Genomic DNA, 25003 nt, shown 5'->3' on the forward strand with positions numbered 1-25003 from the left:
AATAGCCATTGCTATTACTAACTACTCCTCAAAATTAGGGCAGTAGTAGCGATGAAATTTGTGATGAAGAAACCGACATCGATTAAAAAACGTAAATATAACTCTCCTGTTATTGAAGGGCTTGAGCCGCGTATTTTACTGTCAGCTGATTTACCGGGGTTAGATCTATCTGCTGGAGATCTCGATTTACCTGATGACATGTCAACGGAAGATATTTTACGCGATGCGCAGGCAGAGTTCGATTATATTGACGCACAAGATACTGCTATTAATGATGCTAACCATTCCGAGTTATTGATTGATTCAAGGTCACAAACCACTTTCATCAATGATTCTAGTCAAAACAACAATCAATATGACCATTCCGAATTATTGATTGAGTCAACGTCACAAATAACTGATATTCGTCACGAACTGGTCATTATTGATGCCGGTGTAGAGGATTATCAGCAGTTAGTCGATACCTTACAATCGCAAACCGATGATGATGTTACTCTTGAAGTGATCATTCTAGACTCAAACCGGAATGGTATTGAACAAGTCAGTGAAATTTTAGCTGGTCAGGAAAACTTAGATGCGTTACATCTAATTTCCCATGGGTCATCAGGTTCAGTACAGGTTGGTAATAGTCAGCTAAGCCAAACTGAATTAACTCAAAACTCACAGGCAATTAGCCAGTGGAGTAATGCCTTTTCAGCAGAGGGTGACTTACTTATTTACGGCTGTGACCTCGCCGCCGATGCCCAAGGTATTGCGTTTATTCATACGCTATCAGAATTAACTGATGCGGATGTTGCCGCATCAGATGATTTAACAGGACACGCTGATCTTGGTGGTGACTGGGAGTTGGAATATCAATCGGGAACAATAGAAAGCAGTGTGGTTATTGATGCCGACACTCAGCAAGAATGGGGTTATTTATTAGCTGATACCGCCAATTTACTGAATGGTGATGAAGACACTCCGACTGCGAACTTAAATGCTGACATGCTTGCAGGGTATAGTGATGTTGCAACCATAACTGAGGTTAATGGAACAACACTAACGATAGGTACAGCACAAAGTATTTCGGTCACCAATGGTACTGTTAACGTAGATGCAGATGGCAATATTACGTTCACTGCTGCTGACAATTACAATGGTGCGGTTAGTTTTGATTACACTATCAGTAATGGGAGCGAGAGTGGTGCTACCGATACTGCTACCGTTAGTGGCACAATCTCTGCCGTTAATGATGCACCAGTGTTTAGCATTACAGGTGGATTTTCACTCTCAGGTATTCAAGAAGATGAACCCAATAATGTGGGTAATCTTATCTCTGAAATCATTCTGAGTGCTCCTGGAGATGCGATTACCGATGTAGATGCAGATACGCTAGAAGGTATTGGTATATTAGCAAGCTCAAGCAACAATGGTACATGGCAATATTATTTAGGATCTAATGAAACAGCTAACGATGATGATTGGATAGATCTTGGAAGCACAAGTATTAAAAATACACTGTTATTGCGTGACACTGACCGTTTGCGTTTTGTTCCCAATGACAACTTTTCTGGAACAGAATTCTCTCTACAATTAATCGCTTGGGATCAGACTTCTGGTGAGGCAGGGGAGCGAGTCGATACATCTTCTCATAGTAGTAGTACTGCTTTTAGTGCTGGGACTATTATTCCTTCCATCAAAGTTACAGCTGTCAACGACGCCCCTGAGATCACCTCTGATGCATCCGTTAGCGTGGAAGAAAATAGTGTTCTGGTCACGACGGTCACTAGCACAGACGTTGACGATGCTGCAACAGCGAGTTACTCGATTACAGGCGGAACAGATGAATCCCTCTTCAGCATCGAGGAGAAAACAGGTGAGCTGACCTTTAAAATTGCACCTGACTTTGAAAATCCAACTGATGACGGTGTTAACAATATTTATGACGTACAGGTCACGGTAGATGATGATAATGGCGGGGCTGATGTGCAAGATATTGCCGTCACTGTCGTTGATTATCAAGCAGATGCGGTCGCCAACGGTTTTGTCACTACTTGGCTAACGACTAGTGCAGATGAGTCTATTACCATTCCAATAGGAGCTGGCAAAACAAATTTCACCGTTTACTGGGGAGATGAAACGTCAACAAAGTACATAGCTGGAGAAACGGTTAGTCATACCTATACAGATTCAGGTATTTACACTGTTGCCATCGTTGGAGATTTTCCCGGTATTAACTTTAATGGTAACGGTGATGCAGATAAGTTATTAAGCATCGAACAATGGGGTAATATTGCTTGGCAGAATTTAGACGATGCTTTTGAAGGTGCGGATAACTTAGTTATTAACGCGACAGATGCCCCTGACTTATCCGCAATAACCGATCTTTCTGAGATGTTTAAGAACGCGACCAGTATTAATGCTGACCTCAGTGGCTGGGATACGTCTAATGTGACGAATATGTCTGGAATGTTTAATGGCGCAACCGCTTTCAATCAAGATATTAGTGCTTGGAATACTTCCAATGTAACTAATATGTCTAACATGTTCACAGGAGCTACGACATTCAATCAAGATATCGGTTCTTTAGAAACGGTTAAACTTGGTTATTGGGATACTTCCAATGTGACTGATATGTCAGACATGTTTAATGGTGCTACAGCCTTTAACCAGAATATTAGTGGCTGGGATACTTCAAATGTCACCACTATGTACCAAATGTTCACTAGTGCAAAAGAATTTAACCAAGATATAGGTGGTTGGGATACTTCTAGTGTTAATAATATGGCCCGCATGTTTTTAGGTGCCAGTTCTTTTAATCAAGATATCGGTAAATGGGAAACTGTTAACGTAAATAGCATGGCTTACATGTTTAACGGCGCTAGTGCGTTCAATTATGATATTGGTTCATGGCATACCTCTAACGTCACCAATATGCTAAATATGTTTAATAATGCGTCATTGTTTAACCAAAATATTGGTTCATGGGATACGTCTAGTGTCGAAAATATGTCTGGCATGTTCTCTGGAGCCTCCTCGTTTGATCAGGATATCAACACATCTACTCTAGCCAATGGTCAAATGTCATGGGACACCTCAAAAGTAATCACTATGGAAAGCATGTTTAGTGGTGCAGAGGCTTTTAATCAAGATATTAGTTCATGGAATACATCTAATGTCTCCAATATGCAAAGCATGTTTGCTGGTGCTTCTTTGTTTAATGAGGATATCAACACATCTACTCTAGCCTCTGGTGAAACATCTTGGGGCACCACAAAAGTTACCAACATGAGTAATATGTTTTACGGTGCGACTGCTTTCAACCAGGATATTAGTAGCTGGGATACCTCAAGTGTCACCACAATGTACCAAATGTTTAGTAAGTCAGTAAATTTTAATCAAGATATTGGCCTGTGGGATACTTCCAGTGTCGCGACTATGGCCCGTATGTTCGAAGGTGCGAGCTCTTTTAACCAGGATATAAGTACACAAACCAATTCAGATACAGGTGTTATTTCATGGGGCACGTCAAAAGTCACCAACATGGCATACATGTTTAATGGCGCTGAAAACTTTAACCAGGATATTGGAGATTGGAATACTTCAAATGTCACCAACATGCAAAGCCTGTTTAGTAGTGCTTCATCTTTTAATCAAGATATCGGTACTTGGGACACTTCAAATGTTACTAATATGCGGGATATGTTCTTATCTGCCGCTGTATTTAACCAAAATATAGGGGAGTGGGACACCTCCAATGTCACCACTATACATGGCATGTTCGCTTTTGCCTCTGACTTTAACCAAGATATTAGTGCATGGAATACCTCTAGTGTCACTAGTATGCAGTCTACATTTTTTGGGGCCACTGACTTTAACCTGGATATAGGAGCCTGGGATACCGCGAGTGTTACTACTTTGCAAAATATGTTCCGAAATGCTACTGCCTTTAATCAAGATATAGGGGGGTGGAATACCGCGAGTGTTTCAACGATGGCGCAAATGTTCAGGTTTGCTACTGCCTTTAACCAGGATATAGGAGCCTGGGATACCTCCAGTGTTACGACGATGGGAAATATGTTCCAAGGTGCCAGTGATTTTGATCAAGACATTGGCAGTTGGAAGATCAATAACGTAACTAATATGGGCAACATGCTAAGTTCATCAGGTTTGTCGATCGAGAATTATGATGCAACCTTGATTGGTTGGGCTGCACAGACCGTGAAGTCTAACGTCACTCTTGGAGCAAGCGGGCTGAATTACAGCCTATCTGATGATCAACGTCAATCATTGAACGATGATTATGGTTGGACAATTACTGATGCTGGTAGCGACAGTGTCGTCACTATTGAATTCACATCAGCCACGTACAGTGCAAATGAAGGTGATGGGGCGATAGCCATCAGCTATACGGTCACGTCTGATGTGGTTAGTACTACGGATAAAACGTTTACCTTTACCATTAATGGCGGAACAGCCACTTCTGGCGATGATTATACCTTCGCAGGACCTATAACTATTAAAGCTGACGATTATACTCGTTCAGTTGTGCAAATACAGACCATTACCCTTAATGATGACACAACCCCTGAAGATGATAAAACTATTTCATTCGCTTTTGAAAAGGTATCGGAAGAGCAAAATATCAAATTTGGTATTCAAGACAGTGCTGTAGCAACTATCCTTAATGATGACAACCATGCGCCAGTAATAGAACAGAATAGTGGAATTACCCTAAGCACTATTAGCGAAGATATGGATGAAGACATAATCGTTGGCAACTTGATTTCTGAGATACTCGCAAGTTCAAATACTAATCCTGATTCTATTAGTGATGCAGATAGCGGAGCCTTAGAAGGCATCGCGATTCGTGCTTTATCAAGCGAGCATGGTGACTGGCAATACAATATTGGATCAGGTTGGGTAACAATAGGTTCTGTTTCAAAAAGTGAATCACTTTTACTGGCTGAAAATGACGAAATACGTTTCGTACCCGACCCTGATTGGAATGGTACAGAGTTTTTAACCTACGTCGCATGGGATCAAACATCAGGTGTACATGGCGAAAAAGCGAATACTTCTAATTCTGCAGGTGATGGCGCTGGAAATACAGCGTTCAGCAGCGAGCGAGTGATTGCCAGTGTTTCTGTCGATGCAGTAAATGACACGCCAACAATCGATGTCACAATCAATAACTTTGTTGAAGATGCGGGTGGTTTAACTGCAAATGAGAGTATCGCTGGAAGCTACATGATCGATGATCATGGGGACAAGGACCAATTAAGCGTGACCTTCAATACGGCGAGCACACATTATGCTTTAGATACCGAAAATGGCCATGTATTACTGACTCAAACGGGTATCTATGTGATCAACGCTGGTGGCTCGCTAGATATTATCGACCTTAAAGTTATTGATAATAACGCTACACCATTGTTTAGCACCGCTTCCAATACGCCAATGGTTACCGCGGTTAATGACTTAACGATTGTCGCCAATGATGCAGTCACGACCGTTGAAGATACCGCGATTACTCTTGATGTTTTAGCGAATGATGATGATACAGCCGATGGCGAAGATGCTTCGATATCAGCTGTTGCTTCAGTAGTTCAAGGCAGTAACGGCGCGGTATCCATTAACAAAGATGGTACTATCAACTACAAACCAAACAGCAACTTCAATGGTACCGATAGCTTTACTTATACCAATGCTGAAGGCCAAACCGCAACGGTGAATGTTACGGTTAACAGCGTTAATGATCTGACCGTGGTTGAAAATGATAAAGCCGATACCAATGAAGATACGGCGATTACTATCAACGTACTTGGCAATGATACTGACTTAGCAGATGGTACTGATGCCGCCGTATCAGCTGTTGCTTCTGTGACGCAAGGTAGTAATGGCGCGGTATCCATTAACAAAGATGGCACTATCAACTACAAACCAAACAGCAACTTCAATGGCACCGATAGCTTCACCTATACCAATGCCGAAGGCCAAACCGCAACGGTGAATGTTACGGTTAACAGCGTTAATGATATCGCAATAGCAAATGATGATGCAGTGACCGTCGTAGAAAATAATATATTGAATAGCAATGTCCCTAAAGCGACTGATATTGATGGAACAGTAGTAAGTTATCAACTAGTTGCTGATGTAGCAGAAGGTAAATTGAACTTCAATATCGAGGGACGTTATATCTTTGATTCCGGTGATGATTTTGATGACTTAGCGGTAAATGAAACTCGTGAAGTAACGTTTACTTACACTGCAACTGACAATGATAATGGCGTTAGTGAAACGAAAACGATCACTATTACGGTGACGGGCACTAATGATGTACCAATTATTGAAAGTGCCATTGGCAGTACTCAAGTTGAAAATACCGCAATGGTTGGCGATGTGGTAGCAAGTTTTACTGCTAGCGATTTAGATGGTGACACTATCACTTATCGCATCAGTAGTAGCAATGAGAATGGTTATTTCATTATCGATGCTAATACAGGTGTCGTCACGTTAACCGATGCCGGCGAAACAGCACTAGCAAACGACGCTTTGATTGATACTAAGTTCAATTTGGGGGTCATAGCTAATGATGGTAATAATGATGGCAGTATTGGTACCAGTAGTGATGGTAGCAATGATTCAGTAGAAATGACTGCAAATATTACCTTTGTTGCAACCAATGATGCGGCCATTGTTAGCTCTGAATCAAAAATGGTTAATGAAACTAATAGCCCAATTATTATTAATGGCACATTAACATCCACCGATGTTGATAATGCAGATAATGTTTTTACAGCTAATAGCGTGATTGGTCGTTACGGCACGTTTAATATTACTGAATCTGGCGCTTGGACTTTCACCGCAAACGATGCTTTTGATGCATTGAATGAAAATGAAAACATATCTGAAACCTTCAGCGTCGCCAGTATCGATGGCACAGCCAGCACCGTTACTATACAAATCAACGGCACTAATGATGCGGCAACAGTAAGTAGTGCAAGTCAGGTGCTTGATGAAACTGATTCGGCTATTACCACCAGCGGTCAATTAACTGCTAATGATGTAGATAATGAGAATAATGCGTTTAAAGCTAGCACCTTAGTTGGCACATACGGCACATTTAATATTAATGAGTCCGGTGCTTGGGCTTTCACCGCGAACGATGCTTTTGATGCATTGAATGAAAATGAAAACATATCTGAAACCTTTAGCGTCGCCAGTATCGATGGCACAGCCAGTAACGTTACTATACAGATTAACGGTACTAATGATGCGGCGATAGTAAGTAGTCAGCGTTTAGAAGTAGGTGAAACAGATGCCCCGATCTCTACCGCTGGTCAATTAACAGCGAGCGATGTTGATAATAAAGAGAATACCTTTGCTTCAAATACCACTGTTGGCAAATATGGTACCTTCACCATTAATGCCTCAGGTGCATGGACTTTTACGGCAAAATCTGCCTTTAATCAATTGATTGAGGGCGAATCTTATGCAGAAACCTTTAACGTCAATAGTATCGATGGAACCATCAGCACTGTAACAATACAAATTAATGGAACAAGAGAAACAGAAACCAGCGTTACTGATAATGATCTAATAAACGAACCTGAATTACTTAAGCCTATGCCAACCCCCGATGACAATATAGACTCTCCTGAAGAGGTTGTAGATAACAAAACTGCGACAGGAACAGTTAACGATGATGATCTTACTATCGACATATTGGGCGAGCAGAGCCAATTCACGATCACTCCATTGGACGAAGGTATCTTCCTGAGTGTGCTCTCTGGGCATCCGGCAAATAATGACGATAATGATGCCTCCTTAGCTGAAGAGAAAAGCCAAACATTTCTTCAGGAATTAACCTCGATTTGGGTTGATGATGGTATACAAACAGAAACTATAACCCCGCTCAGTACAATGGTTGCTCATATTGGCTCACGTAGCCCTGAATTTTTAGATGACTTGGATAAAATGCAAAAAGACTTAGATGCTTCCGCAGAACAAAACCAAATCATTCAAGACCTGAGTGTTGGAACAGTAGCTGGCGTAGGCATTACTGGTACCGCTATTTTTGTAAGTTGGTTATTACGAGGGGGATCTCTGTTAGCTAGCCTTTTAACCGCAATGCCTGCATGGCGTTCGCTGGATGTTTTACCGATATTGACGGCCAGTGAGGCACTAACCCCTGCTGAATCAAGTGAACCTGATGCCGCAGGGGCTGATGCAGCAGCAGGCGCTAATATCGATGCATTATTTGAAGATCAAAATCTAGCACAATCACCTGATGATAGGATTAAAAAATAACCTATGAAAGTCCCTGTAATATCTCCTATTGTTCGTCTTGCTATTGGGCTTAGTATGCTCACGGTCAGTTTATTACTCGTTGCCGATTTTTTGGGCTTTATTCCAAATTCAAAATTAGCTGAATTCAATGCCCGTAAAATGATTGCAGAATCATTAGCGGTACAAGTTTCCGCAGATGTAATGAAAGGCGATATTCGCTCAGTTACATTATTAATGCATTCGCTTCAGCAGCAGAATACAAGCATTAACTCACTGGGTTTACGTACTTCCGATAAACAACTTATCTCTAGCGCGGGAGATCACCTTAACTCTTGGCATTTATCTGATAAAGGTGCTTCAACTGTTGCTAATATACTGGTACCTATTCACGGGAAAGAAGGACGGTGGGGATCGTTAGAGGTTAGTTTTAAACCGCTGAATGGTAACCCTACTATATTTGAGCAAGCCGGCTCTATCATTACCATTATTATATTTATATTAACTGTTGGTTTTCTCGTTTTTTGGTTATTCCTAAAACGGGCACTCAATGAATTAGACCCAAGTAACGTAATCCCTGACCGTGTCAGTTCAGCCTTAAATATACTGGCTGAAGGTTTAGTGATACTTGATAACAATGGGAAAATTGTTTTTGTTAACACCGCTTTTGAACAAAAACTAGGCCAGCCTTCAGCTAGCTTAATTGGTAAAAATCTATCAGATTTTGACTGGAACCCAACAGACAGTGAGAAAAACGATATACCTTTTTGCTTGCCTTGGAAGTTGTTATTAGATGGTTTTGTAGCAGATCCTTCAAACTTGAAATTATGCACTCAATTAAAAGAAAACCTTAGCTTTGCCGTTAATATTGCACCAATTCAAACCGCCGATGCTGATATTCGTGGTGTGGTTGTAACATTTGATGATATTACCGAATTAGAGAATAAAAATGTTGTGCTAGAGCGTGCACTAAACCAAATAAAACATAGTCAACAAGAAATAACACGTCAAAATAAAAAACTACAAGTGTTAGCAACACGCGATCCTTTAACCGGGTTACTAAACCGTCGCTCACTCTTTGAAGGCTTTGTAACCTTATTGAGTGAAATGGAAGATGACGAGACACTTAGTTGCATCATGCTAGATATCGATCACTTTAAATTAATCAATGATCGTTTCGGCCATACCACTGGTGATATGGTGATTAAATCACTGGCTCAGATATTAAATGAAACTGCACGTAGCGACGATTTAGTTTGTCGTTACGGTGGTGAAGAGTTCTGTATTGTGCTGCCAGGAGTCGATGAAAAACTAGCCGCAGATATTGCCGAACGTATTCGCTCAGTGGTTAATAATGATAAAACGGGTGAAGCGACTGGCATCATTCCATTTACCGCGAGTTTTGGTGTTTCGAGTGTTTTAGGAGGAGGGGTTACACCGGAGTTCATTATAGATATTGCCGATAAAGCACTTTATTCAGCTAAAAAGTCGGGGCGTAATCAAGTGGTTCGTTGGTCCGTCATCGAGCCTGCTGGCAAAGCAATGACTGCGTCTATCGAACCAAGCAGTGTAAAAAAACAAGGAATATCAAGCACAAGTAGCGAAACAGCAGTCTTGAATATTAATGATTCTAAGTTGGTGATGCTGCCCGTACCAGAGTTTAATCGAGCAGAACAAACGACAGTACAAAATTTACACCATCGTATAATAGAGCTAGAAGCCTTGATTTACGCACAAAAAACGAATCAGTTTGATTTAAACGACATTAGCGATTTCCCGAATCAAATAGTCTTGATTGACCGTATTAAACAAAGTATTGAACGTAGCCTGCGTTTAAATACTTTGTTCGCAATCTTAATCATTGATATTGATGCTTCACAAATCATTAAAAATACGCTCGGAAAGACTGCGAATAATAAAGTCATCAATATAGTCGCCAAGCGTTTAAAAAAGACACTACGATCTGTTGATTTAGTAATGATTGATAGCATTGAAAAAATGGGGTGTAATCTTTCTCGTACCAATAGTGGCGAATTTGTTGTGCTGCTCACAGACATGAAAAAACAGGAAGAAGCAACATGGATCATCCAACGTTTATTTAGTTGTATGTTTAAGCCAGTGGAAGTGGAAGATACTGAGCTCTTTTTAGATCCTCGCATCGGTGCCAGTGTATATCCAAGTGATGGTGAAAATACAGAGCTGTTACTTACACATGCAGGGATAGCATTACGAGAAGCTAAAGCAACCCTAGGTAAGGAAGTTTGTCTATTTTACAGCAAAGAAATAAATCAATATGCCAAGTCTCAATTATATATGTATGGGGAGTTACATCGCGCGATTGAACGTAACGAACTGTCTATAGAATACCAACCTGTTATCTCTCTAAAAACAGGACGTATTGATAGTTTTGAAGTCTTACTGCGTTGGTATCATCCAAAGCTGGGCTTAGTCTCCCCCGAAGAATTTATTTCAATCGCAGAGCATGTAGGGTTAATTGATGACATTGGTAACTGGGTCCTACAAAAAGCATGTACACAGTTAAAAGTATGGCATGATATTGGGCATAAACATCTAACCTTGGCGATTAATTTTTCAGTGGTACAGTTTCGAAAACCAGACTTCGCGAATAAAGTTTTGGCTACCATAAAGCAAGCAGACTTGATGCCTGATTCTGTAATCATGGAAATTACTGAATCAGCATTGATCCATAATATTAAAATGGCTGAGTTGCATCTTAATGAATTGAATAAAGCTGGTATGCGTATTTCGTTGGATGACTTTGGTACGGGTTACTCATCGCTTAGTTACTTAAAACTATTCCCCATTGATACGGTGAAAATTGATAAATCATTCCTAAAAGAATTTCCCGATCATGCACAAGATGCCGCAATAGTGAGTGCAATTATAGCCATGGTTCATCGTCTCGGTTTACATGTAATTGCAGAAGGTGTTGAATCTAATATTCAATTACATGTATTGCAAAACTTAAAGTGTGATGCCATTCAGGGGTACTTGTTTAGTAAACCACTTACACGTGAACAAGCAACTTCGCTGTTAGCAAACCCTGCCAATATTCGTCAAAGAGTGTGGGACAGCCGAACCATTGAAATGCCTCAAGAAAATGCATTATTAGCAGGCGTGCTTAATCACATCCCTAAAGAACGAATTTGATTAAGCCTCTATTTTATAGGCAGCATTATGTGCTGGCTTTATAATTAGTAACGGGTATATATTGATTGCATAATACGATCATGACACGGTACTAATAAGCAAAGCAAAAAAGAGGAAGTTAACAATATGAAGCAACCACAACGGCCTATTAATCTTCATGAAAATTATCATGCACATGTGTATTTTGACCTACAAACAGTAGAATTTGCGACACAATTATGCGAAAAAGCGGAGGATTTGTTCAATTTAAAAATAGGTAGAGTGCATCAAAAGCTGGTCGGTCCTCACCCTTGTTGGAGCTGCCAAATTCTTTTTACATCGAATGATTTTGAACAACTTATTCCTTGGCTTGAAGCGTCCCGCCAAAGTTTGAATATATTTGTTCACCCTTTAACAGGTAATAACCTTGACGATCATACTAAATATGCATGTTGGCTAGGGGATGAGTGTCAGTTAAATGTAGATATGTTTCGTTGATAGGCTCTATCGGTGCCATCACTTTTTGCCTGGCTTTTTCTCTGCTTTTTATGACCGCAATAGCAACTGTTGTCGGTTATAGTAAGAACGAGAAAGAAATAATTTCTCGTTCTTCATTGGTTTGTTAATGCTCAGTAAACCGCCTCAATTGTTGTTGAAAAAACTCTTTTTCTCTTTGTAACGAATCCCTTTGTTGAATTAAATCGATAAGTAAGGCCACCGCTAGCCAATCAATTTCTAAATCTTGGTGGAGTCGCACCGCTTTTTTTATCCAATGAACACTCGAAGTGTCAAACTCCCAGTCCTTACTGTTGGCATTAGCAATGGGTTTGACAATGCCATTTTCAACGATCTCAATAATATGATGACTTTCAATTCTCTCTAATTGACATAATTCATTGAGTGAAATCACCGTTAATCTGCGCATCATAGATATTCTCCCCATGAAACCCGTGGGTCAAAAGCTGAGTTTTTTGCAAGCTCTTGCCATAATTGGGTTGCTTTATCATTGCTGACAGGCGGTATGATCACATTAATAACCACAAACAGATCACCCAACTTATCTTTTCTTTTTAAGCCTTTACCTTTAACGCGCAATTTTGTACCTGACTGAGTATTGGCAGCGATTGTTAACGTCACTTTACCATCCAGTGTCGGCACCGTGACCTTAGTTCCTAGTGCCGCCTCCCAAGGTGCAAGCGGCAAGGTTAATACTAAATCATGTTTTTTAACATCAAAAAGGGGATGACTATTTACACGAATATGCAGATAAAGATCGCCCGGTTCACCACCGCCATAACCCGGCTTTCCTTGGCCTTTAAGACGAATACGTTCACCGTTAATTACGCCTTGTGGTATTTTTATATTTAATTGTTTTTTAATATGGTGCGTTTTTCCGCCTTCGGAAACAGGTAATTGAAAGTGAACGGTTTTAATTTGTTGATGCAGCGTCTCTTGTAATGACATAGCCAGTTCCGTCTCAACATCTTGGCCTCTAGAATGATGTTGCTGAGCTTGTCCGTGAAAATGCGATTGATCAAATCCACCATTAAAAATGGAATTAAAAAAATCTGAAAAATGTGCATCAGCGTTAGGATCACCTTGGTACGCATGTTGATTTTGTTGCCATCCCGGTGGAGGCTGAAATCCTTGGCTTGATTGATCCCCATACTCTAGGATCTCATCGAATTTTGCTCTTCTACCGGCATCCTTTAATACTTCGTAAGCTTCAGCGATCTCTTTAAATTTTTCGCCGACACCTTCACTAGGATTTAAGTCAGGATGATACTTGCGGGCAAGTTTTCGGTAGGCTGTTTTAATATCTTTAACATCAGCCTTTTTGCTGACACCGAGTATTTTATAATAATCTTTGAATTCCATAAAATAACCTAAAAATAAAATCACAAACACTGTGAGACATACGGTTAAGTCTACGCTTTAATTGTATTTTGACTATAAATTTATTAATTATTTAAATGCATAAAGACAAATTAATATCATGGCGAAGTTGAAAGAAATATGATTAAATTGATGAGTTTTGCATGTGATTTTTTGCTCAACTGTTTTGCTATTGATACACCTCTATGCCTAACACTAAAGAGCGAGATCTATCCAGTTTGGTTTTGTTAAAGGAATTTATTGTTTTGGAAAAATCAACAGTGAGGGAGTTGTAGCCACTTTTTATTTTAGCTCGTCTGCGCTCGCCCAGTCTGCTTGATATTTATTGGCAGTGTTTTCGCCCTGTCGGCGACCAAACTTTCTTTTATCAGAAAAGACCTATACCTACAAAGAACTCAAAGAAACTGACCACCGAATCACTTTCTGATCCAAATAATCAATTACTTTTATAACGCAGCGGCTCTTGCTGGCCATCCATGGCCAGAACGAGCCTAAACCAAACATCCTGTTTGGGTTTGCTAAAAGCAATGAATTATTTGGGAAAGTTCAACGGTGGGGAAGTTGTAGCCACATTTCAAGTTTCAGGATCAGGTTTTTCCTCTTGTAAGATTATTCAAAATGAAAGACTTGACCCCATTAGTTTTTAACTTAAAGGAAAAAGGCAATACTTGGCCCTATTTTTTACGTGGAAAGATAGAAAAATGATCCGTATTAACAGTGAAAATTTGGATCATATGAGTTTTGTTTTGCTCGGAATGTGGAATGCGATTGAGTATTTAGTTATGTTGCTACAAACAAGTAAGGGGGGAAGTGTTAGGTCTTATCTTTTGCGTTAAGTGGCAAAAAGAAAGACCCAGCTCCCTGAACCTTGAGTAGGGTTGGTTCAGTGAGCAAAAGATAATAACCCTCTCATTTTTTATACCTAGCTAATTTTGAATAGCTGTATCTGCGAAAGTTTGTGGGTGTCCAGCACCTTGCTGCACCTTGTTATATGGCAAACTTCGAAGCTGTTAAACTCTCTTTTGCTTGCAAGCTAATCTAAAACCTAAAAGCCCTATTACTAATATAGCTGATGTAGCTGGAGCAGGTACCATTATCCACGCTGAGTTTGACTTATTAGGGTAAAAACTTTCAACTCCACATGCACCCGGAATGCAATCCCAGTCATAATCAAGGTTATCGTGCCAGAACCATAGATTTACATACCCGTATAGCGTCATTCTTCCTACTTTAGCTCTCCCGTACTCATCAACGGTCCCTTCATCGAACCAAAATGTGAGTCCATCATCTTCACTTGGGTGTCCAAGCGTATAATCACCACAACCAACTTGCGGTTGGTTTGGTCCTGCACAATATGCCCCTAATTCTCCTGATAAAGTCACACTAAAAGACGAGTGTTGATCGCCCCGTTCAGGTACGGTAACACCTGTTGCCAAAGTGAAAAAATCGGCTGCTTCAGATCTATTTGCAATATAGAAACCTTCATACAAACCTCCAAGTTGTGTTAGTGCCTTTGTTTCCGCGTAACTGGAATACAATGTTTCACCCCATCCTGCATAAGTTTTTCCATTCGAAGCCGTCATTAAATTAGTACCGTTTTCATCAATGCTTAATTCGCCCATGATAATCGTTGCATTAATGGCAAATGAAGTTAGCGATAATACCGTTGTTATAGCTAATTTAGTAAATGAAAATTTCATCCTAGTTTTCCTTGTTACGTAACTATTTTTTTATAGGAAATAATTTTTACGGTAGCCTTACTTTGCAAAGAAGATATAGTCGATTCAGAATTCAGCTCATGCGAGCTTCTAGAGTAAACCACATCTAATCATAAGTATTTAACGTAAAATCATAATGTTATATATACAGTTGTGTATTCTTTCTGATAATTATTACGTTTTATCTCAATAAATAATGGTTGCATTATAAAAAGTAAAAAAACTGAAAAAAATAAGTAAAAATCATCAAAACGGCGCTTATGATAATCTAAAAAATATCAATAACTTTCTTTTGTTTGATTATTTTGTGACTAATAGTGTGTTTTTATTTCGTTTGTAAGAATCAGTAATAAAACGCTCATGTCATCTACATTTCGAGTGCACTTATTACTTCAATTCGAGAATGTTAAGTTAATTCTTTTGAAACGTTACTCGCTCCTAAAAACTCATTACTAGATAGATAAGGTTCACTTTTTAAGTGCAGTCGGCATTAATCCGTATGACAGAAAGTTGAATAACCCGCGCACCGACTCTTGCTGGCAATCCAGGGTCAGAACGAGCCTAAACCAAACGTCCTGTTTGGATTTGCCAAAAGCAAAGAAGGGTTTGGGAAAGTTCAACGGCGGGGGAGTTGTAGCTATGTTGAGTAAAATTTTGTTGTAGCTATCTGATATTGCTTGTTTCAATTGTTTTCGCTGCATTTCAAGTTGCAGGAGCAGGTTTTTCCTCTTGCAAGATGATTCAAAATGAAAGACTTGACCCCATTAGTTCTTTTATCTGTTGAGGTTTATGGGGCCCAGCACTTTTGTGTTTGATTGTTGAACCTCATTTGCGGGAATAGCACATCTTATTCAGGTTCCATTTTTAGATTACGTTGGATTAAGCGATGATATCGAGACCTTTTTTTTCAGCGAGTGATAGCATTTTCAATGCAGCACCTCTTGGCTTACTGTCTCCTTGTTCCCATTTTTTTACTAACTTGTCACTCACATTAAAATAACGAGCAAAGACGGGTTGAGAAAGTTTATTTTTAAGTCTAAGTGCTCGAACTTGATCTGGTGTAAACTCATGCACACTAGTTAAACAAAGTGCATCAAACTTACGCATAGTGGTTTTATCTATCGAACCAGATTTCTGTAGGCCTTTAGCTGTTTTATGTACTGCTTTTAAAATATCACTCATCGTTTTCTACCTTAATAAGTTCGCCATCATTTACAAGTTGGTTTAGCTCATTCTGATCAAACCCTAGAAACTCTTTAGCTAACTCTTTTAGTGCTAATTTCTCTTTAGAATTAATATTCGCTTTGTCACTCTTGGCAAAGACATATAAGAAAAAATATTTATCGTTGATAACAGCCCCAATAATGGTTCGATAGCCGGCACTTTTTCCTTTATTACCAGCAGCAATGCGTTTTTTATAAACACTACCACCTAAGTCTGCATCAAAAAGTCCTTGGCTCATTTCTTTACAGGCATTAATAAGATCATTATCAGATAAAGCTTCTTTTTTTGTTAAAGAAGCAAAAACCTTAGTTTTATAGATCAAAGTATACTCCAGTAGGGTATGTTTTCAATGTAAATAAACTTGTATAAAAATTGAATTCAATAAAAGTAAAAGTAGAACGATACCAAATTCGATTAAAGCTTTATCTCAATTTATTACCGATCTTGAATTCAGTAACATGTTCATTGGAATAATAATAGTTGAAATATATTTGATTTTTTTGATAACTTAGATTTGAAGAGTAAGTGCAGAGGTTTTGCTTTATAAGTACCCAGAAAGTAATCGCCTGATAATTACTTGTCTGAATACTCATTCAATTTTGGTAAATTGAATCCCTTCGTGGAGTTATTATTTCAGAGCCCAATAAGGTAGACCATTGTGCAAGATACAGTGATATTTTTGGCTATCAAAGTTAATGGGTGTCCAGCTCTTTATTCAATCCTGCTCCAAATAATCAATTGCTTTTATAACGCACCGGCTAAAAGCAATGAATGATTTGGGAAAGTTCAACGATGGGGGAGTTGTAGCCATATTGAGTGAGCTTTTGTTACACAATGAAAGACTTGACCCTATTTTTCCCTTCTATTTTTCCACTTTTACTTATAAAGGAGTGACAATTCAAGATTATTATAACTCATAGTTGCTTTACGTTAGAAAAATATGTGAACATGACAAATCCTTGATAATATTTATATTATTACATTGACGTTAAAGGTTTCCAGTATGTATCTAAAAAGTATCAAGCTTAATAACTTCCGTAAATATCAAACTGAAAATAATGAAGCTTCGTTTCAAAAGAGTACAATGATAGATAAAAATCCTAAAATTATTAAAGAAAATGATTCGACTGAAGAACAAGGAATATCAGATTCTATTACCCTGATTGTAGGAAAAAATAATGCAGGAAAAACAACTATTACCCATGCAATTAATTTGCTTCTAGAGCCATTAGGAAAGGTTAATCCTTATAATTTCAACTTATGTCATCTTAAAGGAAAGTATGAAAGCCTAAATACTATCGTTAACGCTTTTATACAACAAAATAATAAGAACTTCTTTTATGAAAACCTAAATAATTATTTAGATAGTTTTACCTCTGCTATTGAAAATAGTTTACCGAAATTTAGTTTTGAATTATCTTTCTTATGCGATTCAGATGATGAATCGTCAGGCGTATTAAATTCTTTTACTTCGCTGGATAGTTCTAACGATGAAATTAAGTTGATCGTTGAATATGGTATCGTGATTGATAAATTTTCACTCAATCTATTAAAGCACTTAGTTAGAACAACAGCGTCAAAATCAAGATGTGGTCCATTTCTTTTTAATGATTTTATCGATCTATTGCAACAGTCCAAGTTAACGCAAACTTTTCAGTCTGATTTAGCTGGTAAGATAGACTCTAAAGACATCAATTTAAATTCACTATTTAATATTAAGAAAATTGAAGCAAATAGAAATTTACATGATAAAAGTTTATCAAAATTATATGGGCAGATAATTAAACTTTTCTATGATAATGATCCAACTTTTAAAGATACTATTTTAAATGGAGTTGAATCATCTAATAATAATATAAAAAGTCTAGTTTCAGGTAAGCAAAGTAACTTCAGCGATGTATTATCTCAAATAGAATCAAGTCATTTTGATTTAACTCTAGGGGGAGGGATAACCGAAAGCAGTTTCTTAACATCATTAATAAAGTATACTTTTTTTGATGAAAAAAATGAAATCCCAGAGAATCAATTTGGTTTAGGCTATATAAGTTTACTTTATATTATTGGTGAAATAATTCACTTTATTGAGGATTATGATGAGTTTTCTGAATATTCAGGCACTAATCTCTTATTCATAGAAGAGCCTGAAGCTTTTATGCACCCTCATTTACAAGAGTTTTTCATTAATCGAATTAATAAAGCGGTTAATAAAATATTACTAATTACTTCTAATGGTACTGAGCCTAAGAGGCTTAAACTACAAACTATAATAACAACTCATTCAGCACATATTTTAAATAGTAAAATCCATACGAATAATACATTGGATAATATTATTTATTTAAATTCACAAAAAAATAACGGCCACATTATTAATTTATCAGATAATGATTTAAAAGGTCACTCTGAGAATGAAGCTGATAATTTAACTTTTTTAAAAACGCATATAAAGTTTAAGGCCTCAGAACTTTTTTTCTCTGATGCTGTTATTTTGGTTGAAGGGGTGACAGAGGAGGTGTTGCTGCAATATTATTTAAGTGAGAATAAAAATTTAAAAGATTATTATATTACTATTTTTAGAATAGACGGTGCTCATGCTTCTGTTTATAAGACTTTGTTAAATAAGCTTAATATACCTACGTTGATAATTACGGATTTAGATATAAAAAGGAGTTCTTGTGAAAAAGGGGAATGTAAAAAAGATTGTGAGTTATGTGATGTAAACGAAGCATATAAACAAGTAAAAGTTCTTACTGGTAAAAAATCTACTAATCACACTCTTAGTAGCCTTCATCTAGATAAAAATCTAGATGAATATGACTATGTTGAAGATAATAATATCAAGATCGTTTTTCAAAAAAAGATTGGAGATTTTTATGCAACTAGTTTTGAAGAAGCTCTTATATTATCGAGTCATGATAACTTATTACTTCAAACAGCATTAAAAAATACTCATCCTAATATATATAAAAATATTATTTCTAGTGGTGGTGTAAGTAATTTACCAAATAAGTCTTATTATTTTCAAGCAGCTATTTCTAGAAATAATTCAAAAAGTAAGTTCGCTAATAATTTATTATTAGAAATTATTAAAGCCCCTGATGATAAGCCTAACCTACCACAATATATTTTGGATGGGTTCGAATTTTTAATTGAGAAGCTGGGGTAAATGTTATTATGTTATTTATATCAAAAGCTCAAGTAGACTTAGAGATAGAAACTCAAAATCAGTTAAATGAGTACATAGAAAACAACACATCCTTTATATTTAATGCAGGGGCGGGAGCAGGTAAAACATATGCTTTGGTTGCAACTTTAAAACGAGCGGTACAACTTAAGTCAAAAAAATTACAACGGCTTAATCAACAAATAGTTTGTATTACTTATACTAATGTTGCTACTAACCAAATTCGTAAAAGACTTGGTAATAATGACTTAATTCATATATCGACTATTCATGAGTTTGCTTGGAAGTTAATCAAAAATCATCAGAATGAATTAGTACCAATTCATAAAGAACAAATAAAAAAAGAAATAGATAATCTAAATTATAAGATTGATGAGTACATTACAGGCAGATTAGATAAAAAAAATGATGTTGAGAAATTTCTTTTAAATGATCCCCATAATATTTTACAACTTGCCGATATCCTATTTGAAAATAAAGAAGAGTATTATCTTATTGACCGCCTTGGTTCAAGCGATTTTAAAGCGAAAATAGAGGAGTTAAAAGTAGATATTGGGTTAGTCGTAGCAGTTACTGAATTCAAAAAATTAGCTAAGTATTTAATTAAAAAACAAGATTTACAAAAATGTTTGATAAAAATTGATGCTAAAGAAGTTGGTTATACAAAAGTTAAATACCAGCATAAAATTAATAGAGATATACTATATCGAATGTTAATTAGCCATGATACTTTGTTAGTTTATATGGAGATTATGTTAAGTAAATACGACAAATTAAAGCAAATAACAGCCAATAAATACCCCATTATTTTAATTGATGAATATCAAGATTCTTCTGAGAAAGTTATTAACTCATTAAAGTATATCGATCTAAAAAACAAAAATAACTTTATGCTTGGGTTCTTCGGTGACCCAATGCAAAATATTTATGATACAGGCATAGGTAGCAGATTAAATAGTGTCTTTACTCATTTACAAAAAGTAGAAAAAAAGGTTAATCGCCGCTCTTCCAATCAAATTATTGATGTAGCCAACTCATTTCGAACCGACGGTATAATACAAAAAAGTATTTATGAAAATTTTAATTCAAAAGAAGTAAAGCTATTCCATACTGATTTAAGTTTATCGGTAGTTGTACCTAAGTTTATAGAAAAAACAAAAAAAGATTGGAAGTTAAATGATATTGAAAACATTCACTGCTTAGTTCTAAAAAACAAAACATTAGCGGAATTAAATGGTTTTGGTGAAATATATGAAGCATTTTATAATTCAAAATTAATTCACCACGATGAGCTAAATGGTAATTTATTAAGTCATGAGTTAACTAAATTGAATCCATGGGTAAGGCTCATATATCAGATTATGTCGCTATTTAGTATTTTTAAAATGGAAAATATTTCTATTGGAGATTTAGTTGGTAAAGAGAAAGTTAAAATATTAGTAGTTCGGAGGTTTTATGAAAAAATTAAAAAAAATATAGACAAATACCTGAATATTTCTGATTTTTTAATTGATTTAGATAAGCAAGATCATAGTTATCAAGAAATTATATCTTACTCTTTATCTAAACATATTCCAGAACTACAAGTAGATTCTGTTTCAAGTCTTTTAGTTGATTTTTTAAAAAACAAGGCCACTGATAGCTTTAAACTTCGGGGGGAAAAGGAAGAAGTTGCTCTTAAAGAGTTAATTGAAAAAATCGTATGTGTTGATATAAAACAATGGTTTAATTGGTTTACTTTTATATCCAAACATGAATCTTCAAACCAAATAAATTATCATACATGGCATGGAACAAAAGGTGAAGAATATGATAATGTAATTATTATCATGGAACGAAACTTTCAATATAAAAAACAAGAGTTTATTAGCTACTTTTCGGGTGATGAAATGGATAATAAACAAATAGAGAACTTGCTTTATGTTGCTCATTCACGAGCTAAAAAGCATTTACGAGTATTATTTATAGATAGTAAAAATGAAATACAAAGTATGCAAGCTAAGCTTAAATCTACATTTAATGAAATCGTCCCATACAACTAGCTCAAATTAGATATTTAAGTATTCGTTAGTAATGATTAAATAAATAGAAAGAAAGGATTTTATTAATGTTCCGTGTTTACCATTCCAATCAAATAAGCTTGCTGAAAGAGCTGGTGTTGGCGCTGATGAAGCAATCGCCATTAAGTCATCCTTTTGAAAATGAAACGGTTCTAGTGCAAAGCCCGGGTATGGCGCAATGGTTACAATTAGAGATTGCGCAATCAACGGGGATCGCGGCGAATATTGATTTCCCGCTACCGGCGAGTTTTATTTGGCAGCAATTTAAACATGTTTTACAAGATGTGCCGGATAACAGCCCCTTTAATAAACAATCCATGACCTGGCAGATAATGAAGTTATTGCCTGATTGTTTAGAAGATGAAGATTTCAGTGCTTTAAATGATTACTTAAAAGATGATACTCACCTGCGTAAACGCTTTCAGTTGAGTGGCAAAATTGCGGATATATTTGACCAATATTTAGTGTATAGACCGGAATGGATTGATAACTGGGAAACACTTGAAGATAACCAAGTGAGCTTAGAGCATTTACAACCCGATTGGTTAGACGCGCACCTTTGGCAAGCTAAGTTATGGCGTTTATTGGTCAGTAATATCAAACAAGGGTTTCAAGCACAGGGCAAAGCTTATCACCGTGCAGGTTTGTACCAAGACTTTTTAAGTACATTAGCAACTAAAACAACCGCAGAATTAAGCCATTTACCAAAACGTATTTTTGTTTTTGGGATCTCCTCTCTACCCGAATCTTACCTGCAGGCCTTATTAGGGTTGGCAGAACATTGTGATGTGCATTTTTTATTAACCAATCCTTGTCGTTATTATTGGGGCGACATTGTTGACCCTAAACTGCTTGCGAAACGTTTTGCGCAGTCGCGTCCTAAAGTCAGTGTTGAAGCTGGCGCAGTGGCGGAGTTAACGGCGACTAGCTGGCAAAAAGATGCTGCGCATTTAGCCTGGGCAAGCAGTGGTGATGTTGAAAGTGAAGTGGGTAATCCGTTACTGGCTTCAATGGGCAAAATGGGACGCGATTTTTTATACCAATTATATAGCCTTGAACAACAAGAGATTGATGCCTTTGTGGATATTGACCGCGATAGTTTATTACACAATATTCAAGCGGACATTTTAGACTTAACCGATAGTTCTGCACAAACCTTGATTGACCCTACGTTGCGTATTGAAATTAGCGATGATGATAACTCGTTGAGCTTACACGCTTGCCATAGTGTGATGCGTGAAGTGGAAGTCTTACACGATAATTTATTAGCGATGTTTGAGCAGGACAAAAAACTCACACCTAAAGATATTATTGTAATGGTGCCAAATATCGATGCCTATGCCCCTTATGTAGATGCGGTGTTTAGTCGATCAAGTAATAGTGTCACTATTCCATTTTCTATCTCTGATGTCAGTGCGCAGCAAGAGAATCCTATTCTGGCGAGTTTTTTACAGTTATTGAACTTGCAACAAAGCCGTTATACACGCGAAGATATTTTAGCCTTGCTAGAAGTACCGGCTATTTTAAATCGTTTTGCGATTAAGCAAGATGAGTTTGATTTGTTACAACACTGGATCACTGAAAGTGGTATTCGTTGGGGACTTAATGATAATTCGGCCACCCAATGGGAACTGCCAGCGTTAACGCAAAATAACTGGTTGTTTGGTTTAAAACGTATGTTGCTCGGTTATGCCATGAGCGACAATTTATTTGAAGGTATTGCGCCTTACGATGAAGTGCAAGGGTTACAAGGTGACTTGTTAGGTCGCTTTATTGAGTTTGTTGATACCTTGATTGTGTTAGAAAGTAATTTAAATCAAGAAGTGAGTTGTGCTGAATGGCAGCTCTTTATTAATCAACTTATTGATGATTTTTATCTCGAAGATGAAGATAATAGCGTGTTATTTAGCCAAATTCGCCAGCAAATGCAAGCACTGACAGAGCAAACTGAACAGGCAAAATTTGATCAACCCTTAGCCTTAATGGTGCTGGTGGAGTATTTACAAGAACACCTTTCTAGCCAGTCTAATAGCCAACGTTTCTTAGCAGGGCAGGTTAACTTTTGTACGCTGATGCCAATGCGTTCTATCCCATTTAAAGTGGTGTGTTTATTAGGTATGAATGATGGGTTATATCCGCGTTCACTCTTACCGATGGGCTTTGATTTAATGGTTGGGCATCGTAAACGTGGTGATCGTTCACGTCGAGATGAAGACCGCTACCTGTTCTTAGAAGCGTTGTTATCGGCGCAGTCGAACTTTTATGTGAGTTATATTGGTAAAGATATCAGTGATAACAGTGAAAAAATGCCCAGTGTATTAGTCAGTGAATTACTTAATTATATTCAGCAGAGTTTTAGGCTTGCTAGTCAATCAGTGAGTTTGATTGCAAGCGGTGAGTTAGAAAGTGGACAGCTTGAAAAAGCGTTATTAGCTTCATTAACGCATCACTATCCGATGCAAAGTTTTAGTGAACAATACTTTCAAGGTAAACACAAAACCTATCAACAATCTTGGTGGCAGGCATTAACGAAAGCGCCTGTGACAGACGATGAAATTAATCAACCCTTGCCTTTATTACAAAGTGACCACGTTGAGTTAACGTCATTGATTCGGTTTTTACAAAATCCTTGTCGTGCATTTTTTAATCAAGGCTTGAATGTGTATTTTGAGATTGATGAAATTGACCAAGAAAACGATGAACCCTTTGCGCTGGATAACCTACAACAATATATGCTTAAAAAGCAGCAATTTGAAAATGGGTTAGATGACCAAGCATTAACTGAGTTATATGTTGGCTTACAAGCACAGGGTAAGTTACCCGTGGGTGAGTTTGCTACCTTGATTTTTAATAAAGATTTGCAGGTAATGGTAGATCTAGCAGGCGTTTATAGCGGTTATTTCATTGGCGATATTGAGCAAATACAGGTTGATATTCCCTTTGATAAAAAACGCTTAATTGGCGCATTAGATGACCATTGTGAAAATGGGTTAGTGCGTATTAAACCGGGTAATATTAAAGGTAAAGATTTATTAAAACTCTGGGTTGAACATTTGAGTTATTGCATTGTGCACGGGCAGCACCTGAATGCGACTTTATTTGGTCAAACCAAAGGGCACTATTTTGAAGAGATCCCTGCGGATTATGCGCATAAACGTTTATCTGAATTGTTAGCGTTATATGAGCAGGGCTTACAACAAGCCTTACCCTTTTTTGTTGAAAGTGCTTACCAATGGTGCGAGGCCGTTTGTCAATTACAAGCCAATGTTTTTGTATTAGAAGAGCTAAGCTTTGATACTCGTGCCGCTGGGCAACAAGCTGCCTTAAAAGTATTTCATAATAATCGAGGCTATGCCGAAGCCAATGACCCTTATATTAATCGCCTTTTTGATAATATTGAAGATCATTGGCAAGCTTTTGAGTTCATCGCATTACAGGTCTTTATGCCGTTATTATGCAATTTAAATGATTTAATATATCAACAGTGGGGAGAGGAGTAA

Annotated in this window: 11 protein-coding genes; 6 read left to right on the forward strand and 5 right to left on the reverse strand. The window is 37.3% G+C overall.

Translation table 11 applies throughout. From position 1 onward, the window contains the following. The first annotated feature begins 51 nt into the window (after positions 1–51). From H5084_RS04210 to H5084_RS04220, 3 genes are all read left to right on the forward strand, one after another. Positions 52–8295, forward strand: coding sequence for a BspA family leucine-rich repeat surface protein (locus H5084_RS04210; protein WP_182689630.1), 8244 nt, complete (start codon positions 52–54; stop codon positions 8293–8295). A gap of 3 nt (positions 8296–8298) precedes the next feature. Next, positions 8299–11442 carry an EAL domain-containing protein gene (locus tag H5084_RS04215; RefSeq protein ID WP_182689631.1) on the forward strand — a complete coding sequence of 1048 codons (3144 nt, stop codon included), beginning with the start codon at positions 8299–8301 and terminating at the stop codon, positions 11440–11442. Between the two features lie 126 nt (positions 11443–11568). Beyond that, positions 11569–11919, forward strand: a complete 351-nt coding sequence (locus H5084_RS04220; RefSeq protein ID WP_182689632.1) for a DOPA 4,5-dioxygenase family protein — start codon at positions 11569–11571, stop codon at positions 11917–11919. A 124-nt stretch (positions 11920–12043) separates the two neighbouring features. Here the strand turns inward: H5084_RS04220 and H5084_RS04225 are convergent, their stop codons facing one another. From H5084_RS04225 to H5084_RS04245, 5 genes are all read right to left on the reverse strand, one after another. Continuing rightward, positions 12044–12349, reverse strand: coding sequence for a chaperone modulator CbpM (locus tag H5084_RS04225; protein WP_220485890.1), 306 nt, complete (start codon positions 12347–12349; stop codon positions 12044–12046). Next, on the reverse strand, positions 12346–13299 hold the full coding sequence (locus H5084_RS04230) for a DnaJ C-terminal domain-containing protein (RefSeq protein WP_182689633.1): 954 nt from the start codon (positions 13297–13299) through the stop codon (positions 12346–12348). Before H5084_RS04230 ends, H5084_RS04225 begins: the two co-directional genes overlap by 4 nt. Positions 13300–14327: 1028 nt before the next feature. Then, a complete protein-coding gene (locus H5084_RS04235) occupies positions 14328–15017 on the reverse strand; it encodes a hypothetical protein (RefSeq protein ID WP_182689634.1) in 690 nt (229 codons plus the stop codon). 897 nt (positions 15018–15914) lie between these two features. Then, positions 15915–16217, reverse strand: a complete 303-nt coding sequence (locus H5084_RS04240) for a DNA-binding transcriptional regulator (protein ID WP_160062604.1) — start codon at positions 16215–16217, stop codon at positions 15915–15917. Further along, a complete protein-coding gene (locus H5084_RS04245; protein WP_182689635.1) occupies positions 16210–16581 on the reverse strand; it encodes a type II toxin-antitoxin system RelE/ParE family toxin in 372 nt (123 codons plus the stop codon). The genes H5084_RS04240 and H5084_RS04245 overlap by 8 nt, the downstream gene beginning before the upstream one ends. Before the next feature lie 681 nt (positions 16582–17262). Here H5084_RS04245 and H5084_RS04250 point away from each other — a divergent pair. The 3 genes from H5084_RS04250 to recC all read left to right on the forward strand — a co-directional run bounded on the left by H5084_RS04250 (position 17263) and on the right by recC (position 25003). Continuing rightward, positions 17263–19425, forward strand: coding sequence for an AAA family ATPase (locus H5084_RS04250; protein WP_182689636.1), 2163 nt, complete (start codon positions 17263–17265; stop codon positions 19423–19425). Positions 19426–19433: 8 nt separating this feature from the next. Next, the gene (locus tag H5084_RS04255) at positions 19434–21485 is read left to right on the forward strand and encodes a UvrD-helicase domain-containing protein (RefSeq protein ID WP_182689637.1); all 2052 of its coding nucleotides are present in this window, start codon (positions 19434–19436) and stop codon (positions 21483–21485) included. Between the two features lie 65 nt (positions 21486–21550). Continuing rightward, the gene (gene recC / locus H5084_RS04260) at positions 21551–25003 is read left to right on the forward strand and encodes an exodeoxyribonuclease V subunit gamma (protein WP_182689638.1); all 3453 of its coding nucleotides are present in this window, start codon (positions 21551–21553) and stop codon (positions 25001–25003) included.

This window comes from Psychromonas sp. SR45-3, from assembly GCF_014163575.1.
GTDB lineage: Bacteria > Pseudomonadota > Gammaproteobacteria > Enterobacterales > Psychromonadaceae > Psychromonas > Psychromonas arctica.